General features: G+C 58.2%; 15 protein-coding genes. 2 read left to right on the forward strand and 13 right to left on the reverse strand.

All coding sequences use genetic code 11. The features are described 5' to 3' along the window. Positions 1-53: 53 nt before the first annotated feature. From accD to pdxB, 5 genes are all read right to left on the reverse strand, one after another. Positions 54-959: an acetyl-CoA carboxylase, carboxyltransferase subunit beta gene (accD, locus tag AC0TOY_RS12905; RefSeq protein ID WP_003861408.1), complete on the reverse strand. Its 906-nt coding sequence runs from the start codon at positions 957-959 to the stop codon at positions 54-56. 154 nt (positions 960-1,113) lie between these two features. Continuing rightward, positions 1,114-1,773: a DedA family protein gene (locus AC0TOY_RS12910; RefSeq protein ID WP_008502599.1), complete on the reverse strand. Its 660-nt coding sequence runs from the start codon at positions 1,771-1,773 to the stop codon at positions 1,114-1,116. A 28-nt stretch (positions 1,774-1,801) separates the two neighbouring features. Continuing rightward, the gene (gene truA / locus AC0TOY_RS12915; protein ID WP_023312566.1) at positions 1,802-2,614 is read right to left on the reverse strand and encodes a tRNA pseudouridine(38-40) synthase TruA; all 813 of its coding nucleotides are present in this window, start codon (positions 2,612-2,614) and stop codon (positions 1,802-1,804) included. Then, positions 2,614-3,627, reverse strand: coding sequence for an aspartate-semialdehyde dehydrogenase (locus tag AC0TOY_RS12920; RefSeq protein WP_024908943.1), 1,014 nt, complete (start codon positions 3,625-3,627; stop codon positions 2,614-2,616). Before AC0TOY_RS12920 ends, truA begins: the two co-directional genes overlap by 1 nt. Before the next feature lie 67 nt (positions 3,628-3,694). Beyond that, on the reverse strand, positions 3,695-4,831 hold the full coding sequence (pdxB, locus tag AC0TOY_RS12925; protein WP_024908942.1) for a 4-phosphoerythronate dehydrogenase PdxB: 1,137 nt from the start codon (positions 4,829-4,831) through the stop codon (positions 3,695-3,697). Positions 4,832-4,944: 113 nt separating this feature from the next. Between pdxB and flk the strand changes: the two genes are divergently transcribed. Further along, positions 4,945-5,949, forward strand: a complete 1,005-nt coding sequence (flk, locus tag AC0TOY_RS12930; protein WP_032646631.1) for a flagella biosynthesis regulator Flk — start codon at positions 4,945-4,947, stop codon at positions 5,947-5,949. Between the two features lie 84 nt (positions 5,950-6,033). Here flk and AC0TOY_RS12935 read toward each other — a convergent pair whose 3' ends face one another. Then, positions 6,034-7,212 (reverse strand): arabinose transporter, encoded by a 1,179-nt coding sequence (locus AC0TOY_RS12935; protein ID WP_473721923.1) that lies wholly within the window; start codon positions 7,210-7,212, stop codon positions 6,034-6,036. A 208-nt stretch (positions 7,213-7,420) separates the two neighbouring features. Beyond that, on the reverse strand, positions 7,421-8,638 hold the full coding sequence (gene fabB, locus AC0TOY_RS12940; RefSeq protein ID WP_023336433.1) for a beta-ketoacyl-ACP synthase I: 1,218 nt from the start codon (positions 8,636-8,638) through the stop codon (positions 7,421-7,423). 158 nt (positions 8,639-8,796) lie between these two features. Here fabB and mnmC point away from each other — a divergent pair, with 158 nt between their 5' ends. Continuing rightward, entirely contained in the window at positions 8,797-10,794 is a 1,998-nt protein-coding gene (gene mnmC / locus AC0TOY_RS12945; RefSeq protein ID WP_407858837.1) for a bifunctional tRNA (5-methylaminomethyl-2-thiouridine)(34)-methyltransferase MnmC2/FAD-dependent 5-carboxymethylaminomethyl-2-thiouridine(34) oxidoreductase MnmC1, read from the forward strand. Between the two features lie 57 nt (positions 10,795-10,851). On the opposite strand, the gene AC0TOY_RS12950 is transcribed toward mnmC, so the two are convergent. From AC0TOY_RS12950 to prmB, 6 genes are read right to left on the reverse strand one after another with little or no spacing between them, the layout of a single operon-like run. Further along, positions 10,852-11,130, reverse strand: a complete 279-nt coding sequence (locus AC0TOY_RS12950; RefSeq protein WP_024908938.1) for a YfcL family protein — start codon at positions 11,128-11,130, stop codon at positions 10,852-10,854. Positions 11,131-11,143: 13 nt separating this feature from the next. After that, positions 11,144-11,689: an elongation factor P hydroxylase gene (locus tag AC0TOY_RS12955; protein WP_473721924.1), complete on the reverse strand. Its 546-nt coding sequence runs from the start codon at positions 11,687-11,689 to the stop codon at positions 11,144-11,146. Then, complete coding sequence (locus AC0TOY_RS12960) at positions 11,689-12,498, reverse strand: sulfite exporter TauE/SafE family protein (protein WP_473721925.1); 810 nt, start codon at positions 12,496-12,498, stop codon at positions 11,689-11,691. The genes AC0TOY_RS12955 and AC0TOY_RS12960 overlap by 1 nt, the downstream gene beginning before the upstream one ends. Beyond that, complete coding sequence (mepA, locus tag AC0TOY_RS12965) at positions 12,498-13,322, reverse strand: penicillin-insensitive murein endopeptidase (protein ID WP_024908935.1); 825 nt, start codon at positions 13,320-13,322, stop codon at positions 12,498-12,500. Before mepA ends, AC0TOY_RS12960 begins: the two co-directional genes overlap by 1 nt. A gap of 2 nt (positions 13,323-13,324) precedes the next feature. After that, the gene (gene aroC, locus AC0TOY_RS12970) at positions 13,325-14,410 is read right to left on the reverse strand and encodes a chorismate synthase (protein WP_024908934.1); all 1,086 of its coding nucleotides are present in this window, start codon (positions 14,408-14,410) and stop codon (positions 13,325-13,327) included. Between the two features lie 60 nt (positions 14,411-14,470). Further along, complete coding sequence (gene prmB / locus AC0TOY_RS12975) at positions 14,471-15,403, reverse strand: 50S ribosomal protein L3 N(5)-glutamine methyltransferase (protein WP_008502612.1); 933 nt, start codon at positions 15,401-15,403, stop codon at positions 14,471-14,473. Positions 15,404-15,455 lie beyond the last annotated feature (52 nt).

The raw sequence follows: 15,455 nt of genomic DNA on the forward strand, positions 1-15,455 counted from the left end.
AACAGATTAGAAAGCAAAAGGGCAGCGCCAACCGGCCCTGCCCTTTTCAGTTATCAGGCCTCGGGTTCCTGATCCGGTACCACCACGCCTTCGCGCGGCTCATCCGGGTTCGGCGCTGGCAGATTCATCAGCTTCGCCAGGATGCTCGCCAGCTTCAGGCGCATTTCCGGACGGCGGACGATCATGTCGATGGCGCCTTTCTCGATGAGGAACTCACTGCGCTGGAAGCCCGGCGGCAGTTTTTCACGAACGGTCTGCTCGATAACGCGAGGACCGGCAAAGCCGATCAGGGCCTTAGGCTCAGCGATGTTCAGGTCGCCCAGCATTGCGAAGCTCGCGGAGACGCCGCCCATGGTTGGGTCGGTCAGCACGGAGATATACGGCAGACCGCGCTCCTGCATCTTCGCCAGCGCAGCAGAGGTTTTCGCCATCTGCATCAGTGACATCAGCGCTTCCTGCATACGCGCACCGCCGGAGGCAGAGAAGCAGATCAGCGGACAGTTGTCTTCCAGCGCCTGCTCAACGGCACGCACGAAGCGCGCACCAACCACAGAGCCCATTGAGCCGCCCATAAAGGAGAACTCAAACGCAGCGGCAACAACCGGCATCTCATGCAGGGTGCCTTTCATGACGATCAGCGCGTCTTTCTCGCCAGTCTCTTTCTGTGCAGAGGCCAGACGATCTTTGTATTTTTTGGAATCGCGGAACTTCAGCACGTCTTTTGGCTCAAGTTCGCTACCCAGCTCTACCAGAGAGCCTTCGTCCAGCAGGCTATGCAGGCGGTTGCGCGCCGACATACGCATATGGTGGTCACACTTCGGACACACCTCAAGGTTGCGCTCCAGCTCTGCGCGATACAGAACCTGACCGCAGCTATCACACTTCGTCCATACCCCTTCAGGAATGCTCGCTTTACGCGTTGGGGTAATGTTGCTTTTAATTCGTTCAATCCAGCTCATTGATAACCTTTCTGCCTGAACCTGGTCGTTTGCCAGTTTTGCTATAAGAGGCGAATAATGCCATTTTTGCCTCCAACAGACCATGAATGTTGCACATTAAAACATAACAGCCCGAAACTTTGGATAAAAAAGTGGTCGAACCGCCAGCGTGCATTTACTTCGCTTGTTTTGCCGCCGCACGTTTATGACGAATAATTTCGATAACGCCCGGCAGTACGGAAAGCACAATAATCGCTACAATCAGTAACTTAAGATTTTCCTGAACCACCGGGAGATCGCCAAACAGGTAGCCTGCATAGGTAAACAACAGCACCCACAACAGCGCCCCCACGACGTTATACATGGCAAAATGACGATAGGACATATGCCCCATTCCCGCCACAAACGGTGCAAATGTGCGCACAATAGGCACAAAGCGCGCAAGGATAATGGTTTTTCCGCCATGGCGTTCATAAAACGCATGGGTTTTGTCTAAATAGCTGCGACGGAAAATTTTCGAATCCGGATTGCTGAACAGCCGCTCACCGAATACGCGTCCAATCGTGTAGTTGACCGCATCACCGACAATAGCGGCAATCACCATCAGCACCACCATAAGATGCACGTTCAGATCGTTAGTGGGTAACGCCGATAGCGCGCCGGCAACGAACAGCAGGGAATCCCCTGGCAGGAATGGGGTAACGACCAGACCGGTTTCACAAAACAGAATGAGGAACAGAATAGCGTAAACCCAGACGCCATACTGCGCGACCAGCTCCGCCAGGTGAACATCAATATGCAGGATGAAATCAATCAAAAAACGAATTACGTCCATATTGTCTAAGCCCTAATTGCACCTTTGTTTAGTCCGCTAAAAAAAGCGGGCCCATTGGCGGTTTCGGCAGGTCAAACCGATCCGGATAGTCTACCGAGACCAGATACAACCCTTCCGCTTTCGCCGTAGCTGCCGCAAGCGTTCTGTCCTTCGCTGCCAGCAGGTCTGCAATCCAGCTCTCCGGCTGGTGTCCGGCGCCCACTTCCATCAGGCTGCCCACAATATTCCGAACCATATGATGTACAAAGGCATTGGCTTTGATATCCACCACCACATACGCGCCAAAACGGCTGACGTTTATGTGCATGACGTTTCGCCACGGCGTGCGGGACTGACACTGCACCGCACGAAACGACGTAAAGTCATTTTCACCAATCAGACACTGCGCCGCGCGATGCATACGTTCAGCATCAAGCGGTTCATAAAAATGCGTCACGCCCTGGCTTAACACCGCCGGACGCAGGCGCTGGTTGTAGATGACATAACGGTAGCGACGCGCCGTGGCGCTGAAACGCGCGTGAAAATCATCCGGCACAGCTTTTACCCAACGCACCGCAATGTCACCAGGCAAATTCGCATTTACACCCAGGGTCCAGGCGGCATCCTTACGCACGGCGGTGGTTTCAAAGTGCACGACCTGCCCCGTACCGTGAACACCCGCGTCCGTACGTCCTGCGCACAGGACGTTAATCGGCTCGTTTGCCACCTGAGAGAGCGCTTTTTCCAGCTTCTCCTGGACGCTGCGCACCTCGTTCTGACGCTGCCAGCCATAATACTTACTGCCGTCGTACTCAATGCCGAGGGCAATTCTATGGACCGGCTTTTGTTCCACGTCTGACATCAGTACAGGTACTCCTGCACCAGTTTTTCAGCAATTTTGACCGCCATCAGCGCGCCGCCAAAGCGAACGTTGTCGGCAACGGACCAGAACTGAACCTGTTCCGGCATGCCGTAATCGTTACGCACGCAGCCAACGGAAAGATGCGCGCTGCCGGTGGCATCGCCCACCTGGGTCGGGAACTCGCTCTCTTCAGAGAGCACGATGTCTTCACCGCGGCCAAACGCATCGCGCGCCTCTTCTGCTGCCAGCGGACGCAGCGCTTCAAAGCCGACCATCTGCGCGTGGCCGTAAAAGACCGGGGACTGCACGACGTTCGCAGAGATCATCAGGCCATCGTCCTGCAAAATCTTACGCACTTCATCGACGATACGACGCTCTTCGCGCACGGAACCCTCGCGGTCCGGCAGCAGCGGCAGCATGTTGAACGCCAGCTGGCGGCCAAAGAAATCATCTTCATCAATCGGGATACCGTTCAGCAGCTTCGCGCTCTGCCCGGCCAGCGCGTCAACGGCCTTTTTACCGTTCGCGGACGCGGAGAGCAGGCTGGTGACGGTAATGCGCGACAGTCCGCCGTCGTCGATCAGCGGTTTCAGGGCAGTCAGCAGCTGGCTGGTCAGGCTGTTGGGCACCGCAATGACGTTACGGTTGCGGTAGTCAGCCAGCACAAACGGGTTCACGTCCGGCACCACCAGCGGCACATCCGGCTCCATTGAGAACAGGCCGCTCAGGTCGATCACCAGGCAGCCTGCGTTGGTCGCCTCTTCAACATACGCAGCAGTCGCTTCAGCGCCCGCAGCGAAAAACGCCAGCTGCGCCTGGGTCCAGTCGAATGCTGCCGCGTCCTGGACCATCACGGATTTACTGTTAAAACGCAGATGCTCACCTGCACTGTCGGTACGCGCCAGCGCATAGATATCGCCCACCGGGAACTGACGCTCAGCAAGGGTTTCGAGCAGGGCTTCGCCCACGGCACCCGTGGCACCTAAAATGGCAATGTTCCAGCCTTCAGACATGGTGGTTTACTCCAGAAATAAAAAAGCGTCCCTGTCGGAGTATCCGACAGGGAGCATTAAGAAGACATTAACGTGCCGGATGATGAACGGCGTTAAACCCCAGCTTATGCAGCAGCGTCGCCGCCGAGGCGTCGTCGCACATTACATACAGGGAAGACCACTCGCGGCGCTCAACATAGTTCTTGCGCAGCTTATCAAACTCACCCGGGATCCCCGCCACTTTACGCAGCAGCGCATCATCGCGGCGCACATCATACACCAAATGCACCAGCCTTTTCAGCGTTGCCTGATCGAGCGGACCATGCAGGGTAATGCGGCCAAATTCAGGCGCGGGGAGTAAGGTATCCAGCGCCACCTGCTGCGGATGGCCGATAAAAGCGCTGTAGGCCTCGAAGACCTGCGTCGTGCCGCGCGCTTTCCCCTCGAGGGTATAACCGGCGATATGCGCTGTGCCCACGTCCACCTTGTTAAGCAACTCAACGTTGAGATCCGGCTCCGGCTCCCAGACGTCCAGCACCACGCTGAGGTCTTGTCCTTCATTCAGACATGTCAGCAGCGCAGCGTTATCGACCACAGGGCCACGGCAGGCATTTATCAGAATAGTGCCAGCCTTCAGCCGACGGATCAGCGCCTCGTCAGCAAGATGCAGCGACTTATACGGCCCCTCTTTAAACAGCGGCGTGTGGAAAGTCAGCACGTCGCACTGTTCGACCAGCTCGTCCAGCGAGCGGAAATCCCCGTCATCACCGTTGTCTTTGCGCGGCGGATCGCACAGCAGCGTGCGGATCCCTAACGCTTCAAGACGCTTTTGCAGGCGTCCGCCGACGTTACCCACGCCAACAATCCCCACGGTGCGGTCCTTCAGCGCAAACCCGTCGCGCTCGGCCAGCATCAGCAGCGAGGAGAAAACGTATTCCACAACGGCAATGGCGTTACAGCCCGGCGCGGCGGAAAAACCGATTCCAGCCTGCGTCAGCCACTTATCATCCACATGATCGGTCCCTGCCGTTGCGGTTCCGACAAACTTAATCGCTTTACCGGCGAGCAACGCCTCATTTACTTTGGTCACCGAGCGCACCATCAGCGCGTCTGCGTCATCCAGTTCGTTGACCGGGATCGGGCGACCAGGGACAGCCTTAACGTTACCCAGGCGGCTAAACAGCTCACGGGCATAAGGCATATTTTCATCAACGAGGATTTTCACGTCTGAGTACCTGTTTGAGAGGAAGAAAACCTGCCAAGTGTGCCATAATCTGGCCGCCAGGCATATACGTATACCTGGTTTACGCTGAGTTTTGACTTTAAGGATTTTTGACGATGCAGCCCATTTCAGGTACGCCGCCACGCCCTCCGGGTGAAGGCCCCGTCACGCCAAACGTTGCCGGTGAACAACCGCTATCCACGCAACAGCGCACCGTGCTGGAGCGACTGATCACGCGCCTGATTGCGCTGACTTCACAGCAGAATGCGGAAGTCTGGGCCGGGGTAAAGCATGATTTAGGCGTGAGGAACGACGCACCGCTGCAGTCGCGTCATTTCCCTGCTGCCGAGCAAAATCTGAACCAGCGTATTACGACCGCGCAGCAGAACCACACCACGCGCCAGATTGTTGCTCAGCTGACGGAGCTGCTGGGCCAGGGTAATAACCGCCAGGCGGTGAGTGATTTTATTCGCCAGCAGTATGGTCAGACCGCGCTAGGGCAGCTGACGCCGGACCAGCTCAAAACCGTGCTGACCCTGCTGCAGAACAACGAGCTGTCAATTCCGCAGCCTCAGGTGCGCCCGTCGACCGAGCGTCCGCTGCTGCCCGCCGAGCACAACACGCTCAAGCAGATGGTGACCAAGCTGGCTGCGGCCACTGGCGAACCGACGAAGCTTATCTGGCAATCCATGCTGGAGCTGTCCGGCGTGAAGGCGGGTGAACTGATCCCGGCCAAACAGTTTACCCATCTGGTGACCTGGCTCCAGGCGCGCCAGACGCTCAGCACCCAGAATGCCCCTACCCTGCATACTGTCCAGGCCGCGCTGAAACAGCCGCTTGAGCCGCACGAGTTCGACGTGATTCGGGATTACGCCCAGCAAAACTGGCAGGCCACGCCGCAGACGGTGCTGACCACCGCGCAGGTGCAGGATCTGCTCAATCAAATCTTCGTTCGTCGCGCCGAACGTGAAGGCGGCGTGCCGGAGGTGAGAAACGTTCAGCCGATCTACAGCCCGCTGTTTGCGCCGGTCGTCGAGACATTCAGAACGCTCTCTGCGCGTCCGGGGCTGATGTTTATTGCACTGCTGATTGCCCTGGCGATTTTCTGGCTGGTTGCTTAACACTGCCGGGTGGCGGCTTCGCCTTACCCGGCCTACGGCTAGTGCGGTTGTAGGCCCGGTAAGCGAAGCGCCACCGGGCAAAAACTACGACCTGCGAAACGCCACCAGCGTCACCACGATCCCCACCACCGCAGAAACCGCACCGGCCAGAAAGACGGACGGATAGCCAAACGAGGTGGCTAACCCCCCGGCCAACGGCCCGGTTACCCCGTATGAGATATCCTGAAACGCCGCATAGCCGCCGAGCGCCGTCCCGCGCACCTGCGGGGCCACGCGCTTCACCACTTCAACACCCAGCGCCGGGAAGATCAGAGAACAGCCGCAGCCGGTCAGCGCCGCACCCAGCAGGGCCACGGATGCCACGGGGGCATTCCACAACAGCAGAAGACCGATAGCTTCAATGACCAGCGATGCCACCGCCACCTTCACGCCGCCGAAGCGATCCGGCATCCAGCCAAAAAGCACGCGCATCAGCACAAACGCGCCGCCAAAGGCAGTAAGCGTAAAACCGGCCATCGCCCAGCCGCGGCTCATAAAATAGAGCGATACAAACGTCCCTATTACCGCAAAACCCACGCCCTGCAGCGCCAGGCCCAGGCCCGGCTGCCAGATTTGACCAACCACGCTCCACAGGGAAGGACGCTCGCCTTTGTGCGCAGGTACCTTACACACCGAGCCGTTAAACGCCCATGCCACCAGCGGCAGCGCCATGGTCGTTGCAGCCAGCGCCGCAAACCCGAACTGGCTGTTGATCAGCAGGCCAAGCGGTGCACCGGCGGCCAGCGCGCCGTAGATGGCCATGCCGTTCCAGGACATCACCTTGCCGGAACGTGCTGGCCCCACCAGCCCCATTCCCCAGGTCAGGGTGCCGGTCAGCAGCTGGCTTTCACCGAAGCCAAGAATTAAACGGCCCAGCACCAGCAGCGCAAATTTATATGCAGCATCGACCGGCAGAAGAGCCGCCAGCAGCCAGGCGCCGCCCGCCAGCCCGCAGGCAAACATCCCCTGCAGCGCCGAGCGTTTAGCACCGTGCTGATCCGCCAGCCGTCCGGCGTAACCGCGGGTTAATACCGTGGCTAAAAACTGAATGCCCACGGCAATGCCGACCATGGTGTTGCCATAGCCCAGCTCCTGATGAACGAACAGCGGGATCACCGGCAGCGGCAGGCCAACGGTCATATAGGTCAGAAATACCGCAAAGGCGATACGGAACAGCGAGACGTTCGCTGAAGGGGTTGTTTCTGTTTGAGTTACTGCAGTCATGCTTTACTCCGAAATGAAGAGTAAGGCGGGGAAATGCCACGCCCCCTCTACCTGATTATCAGGATTAAGGTGCGTTGGTTGACGTTAAACGCTTACGCATTATCGTGAGGATAATGTTGAGTGGTGAAGTTTGCCTGTGAGATCAGCTGCTTGTCAATGCATAAAAAAAGGGAGCCTTATGGCTCCCCTTCTGAATCAAACATAAAACTTATGCTTTCAGCTTACGCATGACCAGCGTGGCGTTGGTGCCGCCGAAGCCGAAGCTGTTGGACATGACGGTGGTCAGCGTCGCTTCTGTTGGTTTGGTCACGATGTTCAGGCCAGCAGCCTGCTCGTCCATCTCATCAATGTTGATGCTTGGAGCGATAAAGCCGTTTTCCAGCATCAGCAGCGAGTAGATCGCTTCCTGCACGCCAGCCGCACCCAGAGAGTGACCGGTCATGGCTTTGGTCGCGGAGATCGCCGGGCTGTTGTCGCCGAAGACTTCACGGATCGCACCCAGCTCTTTTACGTCGCCTACCGGCGTAGAGGTACCGTGGGAGTTCAGGTAGTCGATTGGGGTGTCAACGCCGTGCATCGCCATCTTCATGCAGCGCACCGCGCCTTCGCCGGATGGCGCAACCATGTCGGCGCCGTCAGACGTTGCACCGTAGCCCACGATTTCAGCGTAGATGTGCGCGCCACGCGCCAGTGCGTGCTCCAGCTCTTCAACCACAACCATACCGCCGCCGCCCGCGATAACGAAACCGTCACGGTGTGCATCGTAGGTACGAGATGCTTTGTCCGGGGTCTCATTGTACTTGGTGGACAGTGCGCCCATCGCGTCGAATTCACAGGCCATTTCCCAGCCCAGCTCTTCGCCGCCGCCAGCAAATACGATGTCCTGTTTACCCAGCTGGATCTGCTCAACAGCATTACCGATGCAGTGCGCGGAAGTCGCACACGCGGAGCTGATGGAGTAGTTCACACCGTGGATTTTGAATGGGGTCGCCAGGCACGCGGAAACCGCAGAGCCCATGGCTTTGGTGACCACGTACGGACCTACCGCTTTCAGACCACGCGGGCTACGCATTGCGTCAGCACCGAATACCTGCGCTTTAGATGAGCCGCCAGAACCGGCGATCAGACCCACGCGCGGGTTGTTCTGATAAACCTCTTCGCTCAGGCCAGAATCTTTGATCGCTTCCTGCATGGAGAGATAAGCATAAATAGAGGCATCGTTCATGAAACGAACCACTTTGCGGTCAATCAAACCGGTGGTGTCCAGTTTGACGTTACCCCATACGTGGCTACGCATACCTGAATCTTTAAACTCTTCAGAGAAAGTGATCCCGGAGCGTCCTTCACGCAGAGATGCCAGGACTTCCTGCTGGTTATTACCGATGCTGGAAACAATGCCCAGGCCAGTAATCACTGCACGTTTCATTCAATACCTCTGTAAGTCGCACTATAGTAAGTTTCGAGTCGCACAATAGCGTACACTTGTACGCCGAACAAGTCCGATCAGACATTTTCTGCGGAAATTTGCACCGATGGACTCACATCGTTAAGATCGTGCCACTGCCTGTCAGACGAGTAACTTACGTGAAACAAAACGCTATACAACCCGCCAACCTCGAATTCAACGCTGAGGGTACACCTGTTTCCCGAGATTTTGATGACGTCTATTTTTCTAATGATAACGGACTCGAAGAAACTCGCTATGTTTTCCTCGACGGAAACCAGCTCAGCACCCGCTTCCCGGCGCACCCGCGGAGCCTGTTTGTGGTCGCGGAAAGTGGATTCGGCACCGGGCTGAATTTTTTAACCCTCTGGCAGGCGTTTAACCAGTTCCACGCTGCTCACCCCGAGGCTACGCTACAAAGATTACATTTCATCAGTTTCGAAAAATTCCCGCTCACCGCGCACGATCTGCGGCTCGCTCATCAGCGCTGGCCAGAGCTTGCCGCCTGGGCGGAACAGCTTCAGGCACAGTGGCCGCCTCACATCGGCGGCTGTCACCGTCTGATTCTGGACGGCGGACGCGTGACGCTGGATTTATGGCTTGGCGACATCAATGACCTGACCGATACGCTCGATGATTCGATGAATCAGAAGGTCGACGCGTGGTTCCTGGACGGCTTTGCCCCCGCCAAAAACCCGGACATGTGGAGCCAGCATCTGTTTAGCGCGATGGCGCGGCTGGCGCGCCCTGGCGCAACGCTTGCCACCTTCACCTCGGCGGGCTTTGTCCGCCGCGGGCTGCAGGAGGCGGGCTTTACCATGCAGAAGACCAAAGGCTTTGGCCGCAAGCGCGACATGCTGGTCGGCAGGATGGATCAGACGCTGGACGTTCCCGCTCAGGCGCCCTGGTTTGCACGCCGCGCCAGTGCATCACGTGAGGTGGCGATAGTCGGCGGGGGGATCGCCAGCGCCCTGCTGTCTCTCGCGCTTCTCCACCGTGGCTGGCAGGTCACGCTCTACTGTGCTGACGATGCGCCAGCTAGCGGCGCGTCCGGCAACCGCCAGGGGGCGCTCTATCCGCTTTTAAGCGCGCACGATCCGGCCCTGTTCCGGTTTTTCCCGGCGGCGTTTACCTTTGCTCGTCGCCTCTACGACGCCCTGCCGGTGGCGTTCGATCATGACTGGTGCGGCGTGACGCAGCTCGGCTGGGATGAAAAGAGCCAGCAAAAAATCACGCAGATGCTGTCGCTGGGCCTGCCTGACGAGATTGCTCGCGCGGTAAGCGCGCAGGAGGTGGCAGCCACCGCTGGCGTGGAAACCGGCTGTGGGGGCATTCAGTATCCGCTCGGCGGCTGGCTGTGCCCGGCTGAACTGACCGCGGCGGTCATTTCCCTGGCGCAGTCGCGCGGGCTGACGGCGCATTATGCTCACACCGTTGAATCGCTGAGCCGAAGCGAGCGCTGGAATCTGCGTTTTGCGGATGGCAAAGCGGTAAGCCATGCCAGCGTTGTGCTGGCAAACGGGCATAACATCAATCAGTTTATCCAGACAGAAACGTTGCCGGTTTATCCGGTCGGCGGCCAGGTGAGCCATATTCCTTCCGCACCTGAACTGAGCAAACTGCGTCAGGTGCTGTGCTATGACGGCTACCTGACGCCACAAAATCCGTCTAATGGCCATCACTGCATCGGGGCCAGCTATCATCGTGGCGAAACGGATATGCGCTACAGCGACGCGGATCAGGCGCAAAACCGCCAGCGCCTGATTGACTGTTTCCCGGATGCGGCATGGGCGCAAGAGGTTGACGTCAGCGAGGGGGAAGCGCGCTGCGGCGTTCGCTGTGCCACCCGCGATCATCTGCCGATGGCGGGAAATGTGCCGGACTACGACGCGACGCTTGAGGCCTATCAGGATCTTGCTGATAACCGGGATAAAGCGGTAAGCGCGCCGGTTTATCCGGAGCTGTATATGCTGGGTGGATTAGGGTCTCGCGGGTTGTGCTCTGCCCCGCTGCTGGCAGAAGTGTTAGCCGCGCAAATGAGCGACGAGCCGATTCCGCTGGACAGAGTTACGCTTGCGGGGCTGAATCCGAATCGCTTGTGGGTACGGAAACTGCTGAAGGGGAAAAAGGTTAAATAGGGTGCGGTCAGGTGCCCTCACCCGTCCCTCTCCCACAGGGAGAGGGTGGTGAAACATTTACTTCGCTTTCGCCTGCTGGAACAAATTGTCCCACATGCCCAGCACCAGTGACTGGTCGCGCGGAGAGAGCTCCCCGGCCAGAATGGCTTTTTCCAGGCTGCGGGTGACTTCAGCGTGAACGGCGTCGGCAGAGTGATCGTCACCCGCTTCCAGCTCGGCTACCGCGAGCGTCAGGTGACCACGCAGATAACCGCTGGCGAACAGCTCATCATCACTGGCGTGTTCCACCATGTCATCAATTAACGCCAGAATGCGTGATTCAAATTCTGCGATCATCTTCTTTCCTCTGTTAAAGATCTTCCGGCCAAGGGAAGCATTCCGCCGCTATCGCCGGCGTGTGGTAATAATTCTGTAAGGCCTCGATCAGGCGCGCCGGACGTTCCGGGATGCCTTTCTCAAGATATTCCATCACCTGCGCATGAACGCGGCGCTGGAAGACGATACGGTCTGGCTCGAAGTCGCCTTCAAGGTTGTCACAGCTCACGTTGAACGGGAAACCCGCCGCGACGCAGAATAACCATTCCAGCGCCTGCGGCTTCACTTCCACATCCTCAAACTGCCCCTGGGTGGCGGCATCACGTCCGTCCGGGCAGTACCAGTAACCAAAGTCCACCAGCTCGCGCCGCGCTTTCCCCGCAATGCACCAGTGTGAAATCTCGTGCAAGCCGCTGGCGTAAAAGCCGTGGGCAAAGACGATTCGGTTATACGGAACCTCTGCATCAGCAGGAAGATAGATCGGTTCGTCGTCGCCTTTAATCAGACGGGTATTAAAATCGTCAGCAAAACAGCCGTCGAAAATCGCAATCAGCTGTTCGTATTTATGCGTACTGTTCATTAGTGCATCCCCAACCAGGTGAGGATCTCCTGTCCATGGCTGTCATAAAGAAGTTTGGCGCTCATTACGGCCGAGACGATGACAATCATCGGGCGAATAAGTTTTTGTCCTTTGCTTAACACCAGACGCGAACCCGCGCGTGCGCCCAGGAACTGCCCTGCCATCATGACGAATCCGGTTGCCCAGATGACCTTGCCGCCAATGATAAACAGCAGCAGGCCGCCGAGGTTCGAGGTCGCGTTGAGCACTTTGGCATGAGCGGTCGATTTTGCGAGGTTAAACCCGGCCAGCGTCACGAACGCCAGCGCGTAAAACGAGCCTGCCCCCGGGCCGAAGAATCCGTCGTAAAAGCCGACGCAGCCCCCGGCAATCAGGGCAAACGGCAGGCCGTGCAGACGACGCTGGCGGTCTTCCTCGCCGAGCTTTGGCATCAGCAGGAAGTAGAGACCGATGCAGATGACCAGAACCGGCAGGATCTGCCGCAAAATATCCGACTGCACGTGCTGAACCAGCAGCGCGCCCGACGTGGAGCCGATAAAGGTCATCAGGATATTGAGCTTCTGGTCGGCCAGGCTCACCACCTTGCGGCGGATAAAATAGATCGACGCCGAGAGCGAGCCGCCGCAGGCCTGCAGCTTGTTCGTGGCAAGCGCCTGCGCCGGGCTCATGCCCGCCGCCAGCAGCGCGGGTACGGTTAATAACCCGCCACCGCCCGCAAGGGCATCAATAAAACCGGCCAGCATGGCCACGAAGAACAGCACCACCAGCAGTAGCGGTGACACCATAAACAGATCGACGAAATTATCCATTAAAGTACATGCTCATCCAGTAGCGCCTGGCAGGAAGGCGGCAACGGAGGCGGTGTCTTCTTCTCAGGCTTTGAGGTTCCAGGTTTTGCCGGTTCAAACCAGCTTTGCAGTTCCGCACCGCAGCCATCGCCTGGCGGCGGTAGCGGCTGATCTTCACATTCCAGGCTATTCGCCGGGCAGCGCAGACGAACGTGCATGTGCGCACGATGCTGGAACCACGGACGCACTTTGCGCAGCCAGTCGCGATCGGTTCCGGCATCCAGGCAGAGCTGCTGCTTGATGGCCGGATTGACGAAAATCCGCGTGACGTCGTTATCTTCCGCGGCCAGCTTGATCATGCTGGATACGTCTCGCGTCCACAGGGACGGCACAACGCGCTTGCCGTCGCTCGCCACCAGATCCAGCGCCTGCGGTTTCAGCAGTTGGGCGGAGGTCCAACGGGTTTTCGGCAGCTGCAGGAAGATATCGACATCCAGTCCGGTCTGGTGACTGGCGTGTCCACCGTTAAAGCGACCCCCGGCAGGCATCCCCATATCGCCAATCAGCATCGTGCCCAGCCCCAGGTTATGCACCTGATTTCCCAGACGCTGGATGAACAGCACCAGATCCGGGTGGCCGAAATAACGCCGCTGATCGGTGCGCATCACCTGATAGGTATCAGACTGGAGAGGAAGCTCCTGGGCACCGACGATACAGCCGTTGGAAAAGGCGCCAATGGACTGCGCGCTCCCCGCCACCGGGTGGGTGATTTTTTGCCATGGCGTTGCGGCCAGACTGGCTCCACTGGCCAGCAGCGCCAGCAGAGCAATTGCGGTTTTTTTCATGTTTACCAGCGTGGAATGGTGGTCGTCACGTCCGCATTCTGCGCGCGCTGGCGCAGGAAGTGATCCATCAGCACGATCGCCAGCATCGCTTCTGCGATCGGCACCGCGCGGATCCCCACGCACGGATCGTGACGTCCTTTGGTGATCATCTCAACTTCTTCGCCATCGCGGTTAATCGTGTGGCCCGGCACGGTAATGCTGGAGGTTGGCTTCAGCGCGATGTTGGCAATAATCTGCTGCCCGCTGCTGATACCGCCCAGAATGCCGCCCGCGTGGTTGCTCTGGAAGCCCGCCTTCGTGATCTCGTCACGGTTCTGGCTGCCGCGCAGGGATACCACGTCAAAACCGTCGCCAATCTCAACGCCCTTCACCGCGTTGATACTCATCAGCGCGTGGGCGATGTCGGCGTCGAGACGGTCAAATACCGGCTCGCCCCAGCCTGGTGGGACGCCGTCGGCCACGACGGTCACTTTCGCCCCAATGGAGTCGCCCTCTTTTTTCAGGCCGCGCATCAGTTCGTCCAGCGCGTCCAGCTTGTCGGCATCGGCACAGAAGAACGGGTTTTGCTCGACCAGATCCCAGTCTTTGATCGCCAGCGGAATGTCGCCCATCTGGGTCAGACAGCCGCGGATAACGATGCCAAATTTCTGCTGCAGGTATTTTTTGGCAATGGCGCCAGCCGCCACGCGCATCGCGGTTTCACGCGCGGAAGAGCGCCCGCCGCCGCGATAGTCGCGGAAGCCGTACTTTTGTTCGTAGGTATAGTCGGCATGGCCCGGACGGAACACGTCTTTGATGGCGCCGTAGTCCTGGGAGCGCTGATCGGTGTTTTCAATCAGCAGACCAATGCTGGTGCCTGTAGTGCGGCCTTCAAAGACGCCGGAGAGAATTTTGACCTGGTCCGGCTCGCGACGCTGCGTGGTGTAGCGAGAGGTGCCCGGACGACGACGGTCGAGGTCGTGCTGCAAATCGGCTTCGGTCAGTTCGATGCCTGGCGGTACGCCATCAACGATACAGCCCAGCGCCAGCCCGTGCGACTCGCCAAAGGTGGTCACGCGGAATAACTGTCCAATACTGTTTCCTGCCATCACGGCTCCGATGTTGTTGTTTGTGTTTGAGCGTTGTGAAACGGGCCGAAGCCCGCTGGATTAATCTTTATAGATGCTGAAGTGTTCACGCGCGTCGAGCAGCTGCGCTTTCGTCAGCATAAAGACGCCGTCACCGCCGTTGTCGAACTCAAGCCAGGTGAACGGCACATCCGGGTACTGCTCTATCAGATGTACCATGCTGTTGCCCACTTCACAAATCAGAACGCCGTCGTCGGTCAGATAATCCGGCGCGCAGGCCAGAATGCGGCGGGTCAGCTTCAGGCCGTCAGATCCTGACGCCAGACCCAGCTCCGGCTCGTGACGGTATTCGTTCGGCAGATCGGACATGTCTTCCGCATCAACGTACGGCGGGTTGGTAACGATCAGATCGTACTGCAGCGTTGGGAGATCGCGGAACAGGTCAGAGCGAATTGGCGTAACGTGATGGATCAGCCCATGCTCTTCGATGTTGTGCTCGGTCACGGCCAGCGCGTCGGTGGAGATATCAACGGCGTCTACTTCCGCTTCCGGGAAGGCGTAAGCGCAGGCGATGGCGATGCAGCCGCTGCCGGTACACATGTCCAGAATGTGCTGCGGCTGATGGCCAATCAGGCCTTCAAAGTGGTTGTTAATCAACTCACCAATCGGCGAGCGCGGCACCAGCACGCGTTCATCGACATAGAACTCGTGGCCGCAGAACCAGGCTTTGTTGGTCAGATAGGCGACCGGAATTCGCTCGTTCACGCGGCGGATCACGCGCTCAACGATGCGGTGTTTTTCGCTGGAGGTCAGGCGCGCGGTGCGCATGTCTTCCGGAATATCCAGCGGCAGGTAGAGGGACGGCAGCACCAGCTGCACGGCCTCATCCCACGGGTTGTCGGTACCGTGTCCGTACCAGATATTGGCGGCGCTGAAGCGGCTAACCGACCAGCGCAACATGTCCTGTATGGTATGCAGCTCGTTTACTGCTTCATCGACAAATATTTTATCCACTCTTTCCTCCAGGGCATGCTCGCATAATTTTCGGCGGCTAGTTTGCCATGAA

The organism is Enterobacter sp. PL_is379 (assembly GCF_055817355.1).

Excerpts from the sequence above, each read along its gene's own strand:
- truA (WP_023312566.1), bottom strand. The coding sequence starts at position 2,614 with ATGTCAGACGTGGAACAAAAGCCGGTCCATAGAATTGCCCTCGGCATT.
- fabB (WP_023336433.1), bottom strand. The coding sequence starts at position 8,638 with ATGAAACGTGCAGTGATTACTGGCCTGGGCATTGTTTCCAGCATCGGT.
- mepA (WP_024908935.1), bottom strand. The coding sequence starts at position 13,322 with ATGAAAAAAACCGCAATTGCTCTGCTGGCGCTGCTGGCCAGTGGAGCC.
- AC0TOY_RS12950 (WP_024908938.1), bottom strand. The coding sequence starts at position 11,130 with ATGATCGCAGAATTTGAATCACGCATTCTGGCGTTAATTGATGACATG.
- AC0TOY_RS12935 (WP_473721923.1), bottom strand. The coding sequence starts at position 7,212 with ATGACTGCAGTAACTCAAACAGAAACAACCCCTTCAGCGAACGTCTCG.
- AC0TOY_RS12920 (WP_024908943.1), bottom strand. The coding sequence starts at position 3,627 with ATGTCTGAAGGCTGGAACATTGCCATTTTAGGTGCCACGGGTGCCGTG.
- AC0TOY_RS12910 (WP_008502599.1), bottom strand. The coding sequence starts at position 1,773 with ATGGACGTAATTCGTTTTTTGATTGATTTCATCCTGCATATTGATGTT.
- accD (WP_003861408.1), bottom strand. The coding sequence starts at position 959 with ATGAGCTGGATTGAACGAATTAAAAGCAACATTACCCCAACGCGTAAA.
- AC0TOY_RS12960 (WP_473721925.1), bottom strand. The coding sequence starts at position 12,498 with ATGGATAATTTCGTCGATCTGTTTATGGTGTCACCGCTACTGCTGGTG.
- aroC (WP_024908934.1), bottom strand. The coding sequence starts at position 14,410 with ATGGCAGGAAACAGTATTGGACAGTTATTCCGCGTGACCACCTTTGGC.
- flk (WP_032646631.1), top strand. The coding sequence starts at position 4,945 with ATGCAGCCCATTTCAGGTACGCCGCCACGCCCTCCGGGTGAAGGCCCC.
- AC0TOY_RS12955 (WP_473721924.1), bottom strand. The coding sequence starts at position 11,689 with ATGAACAGTACGCATAAATACGAACAGCTGATTGCGATTTTCGACGGC.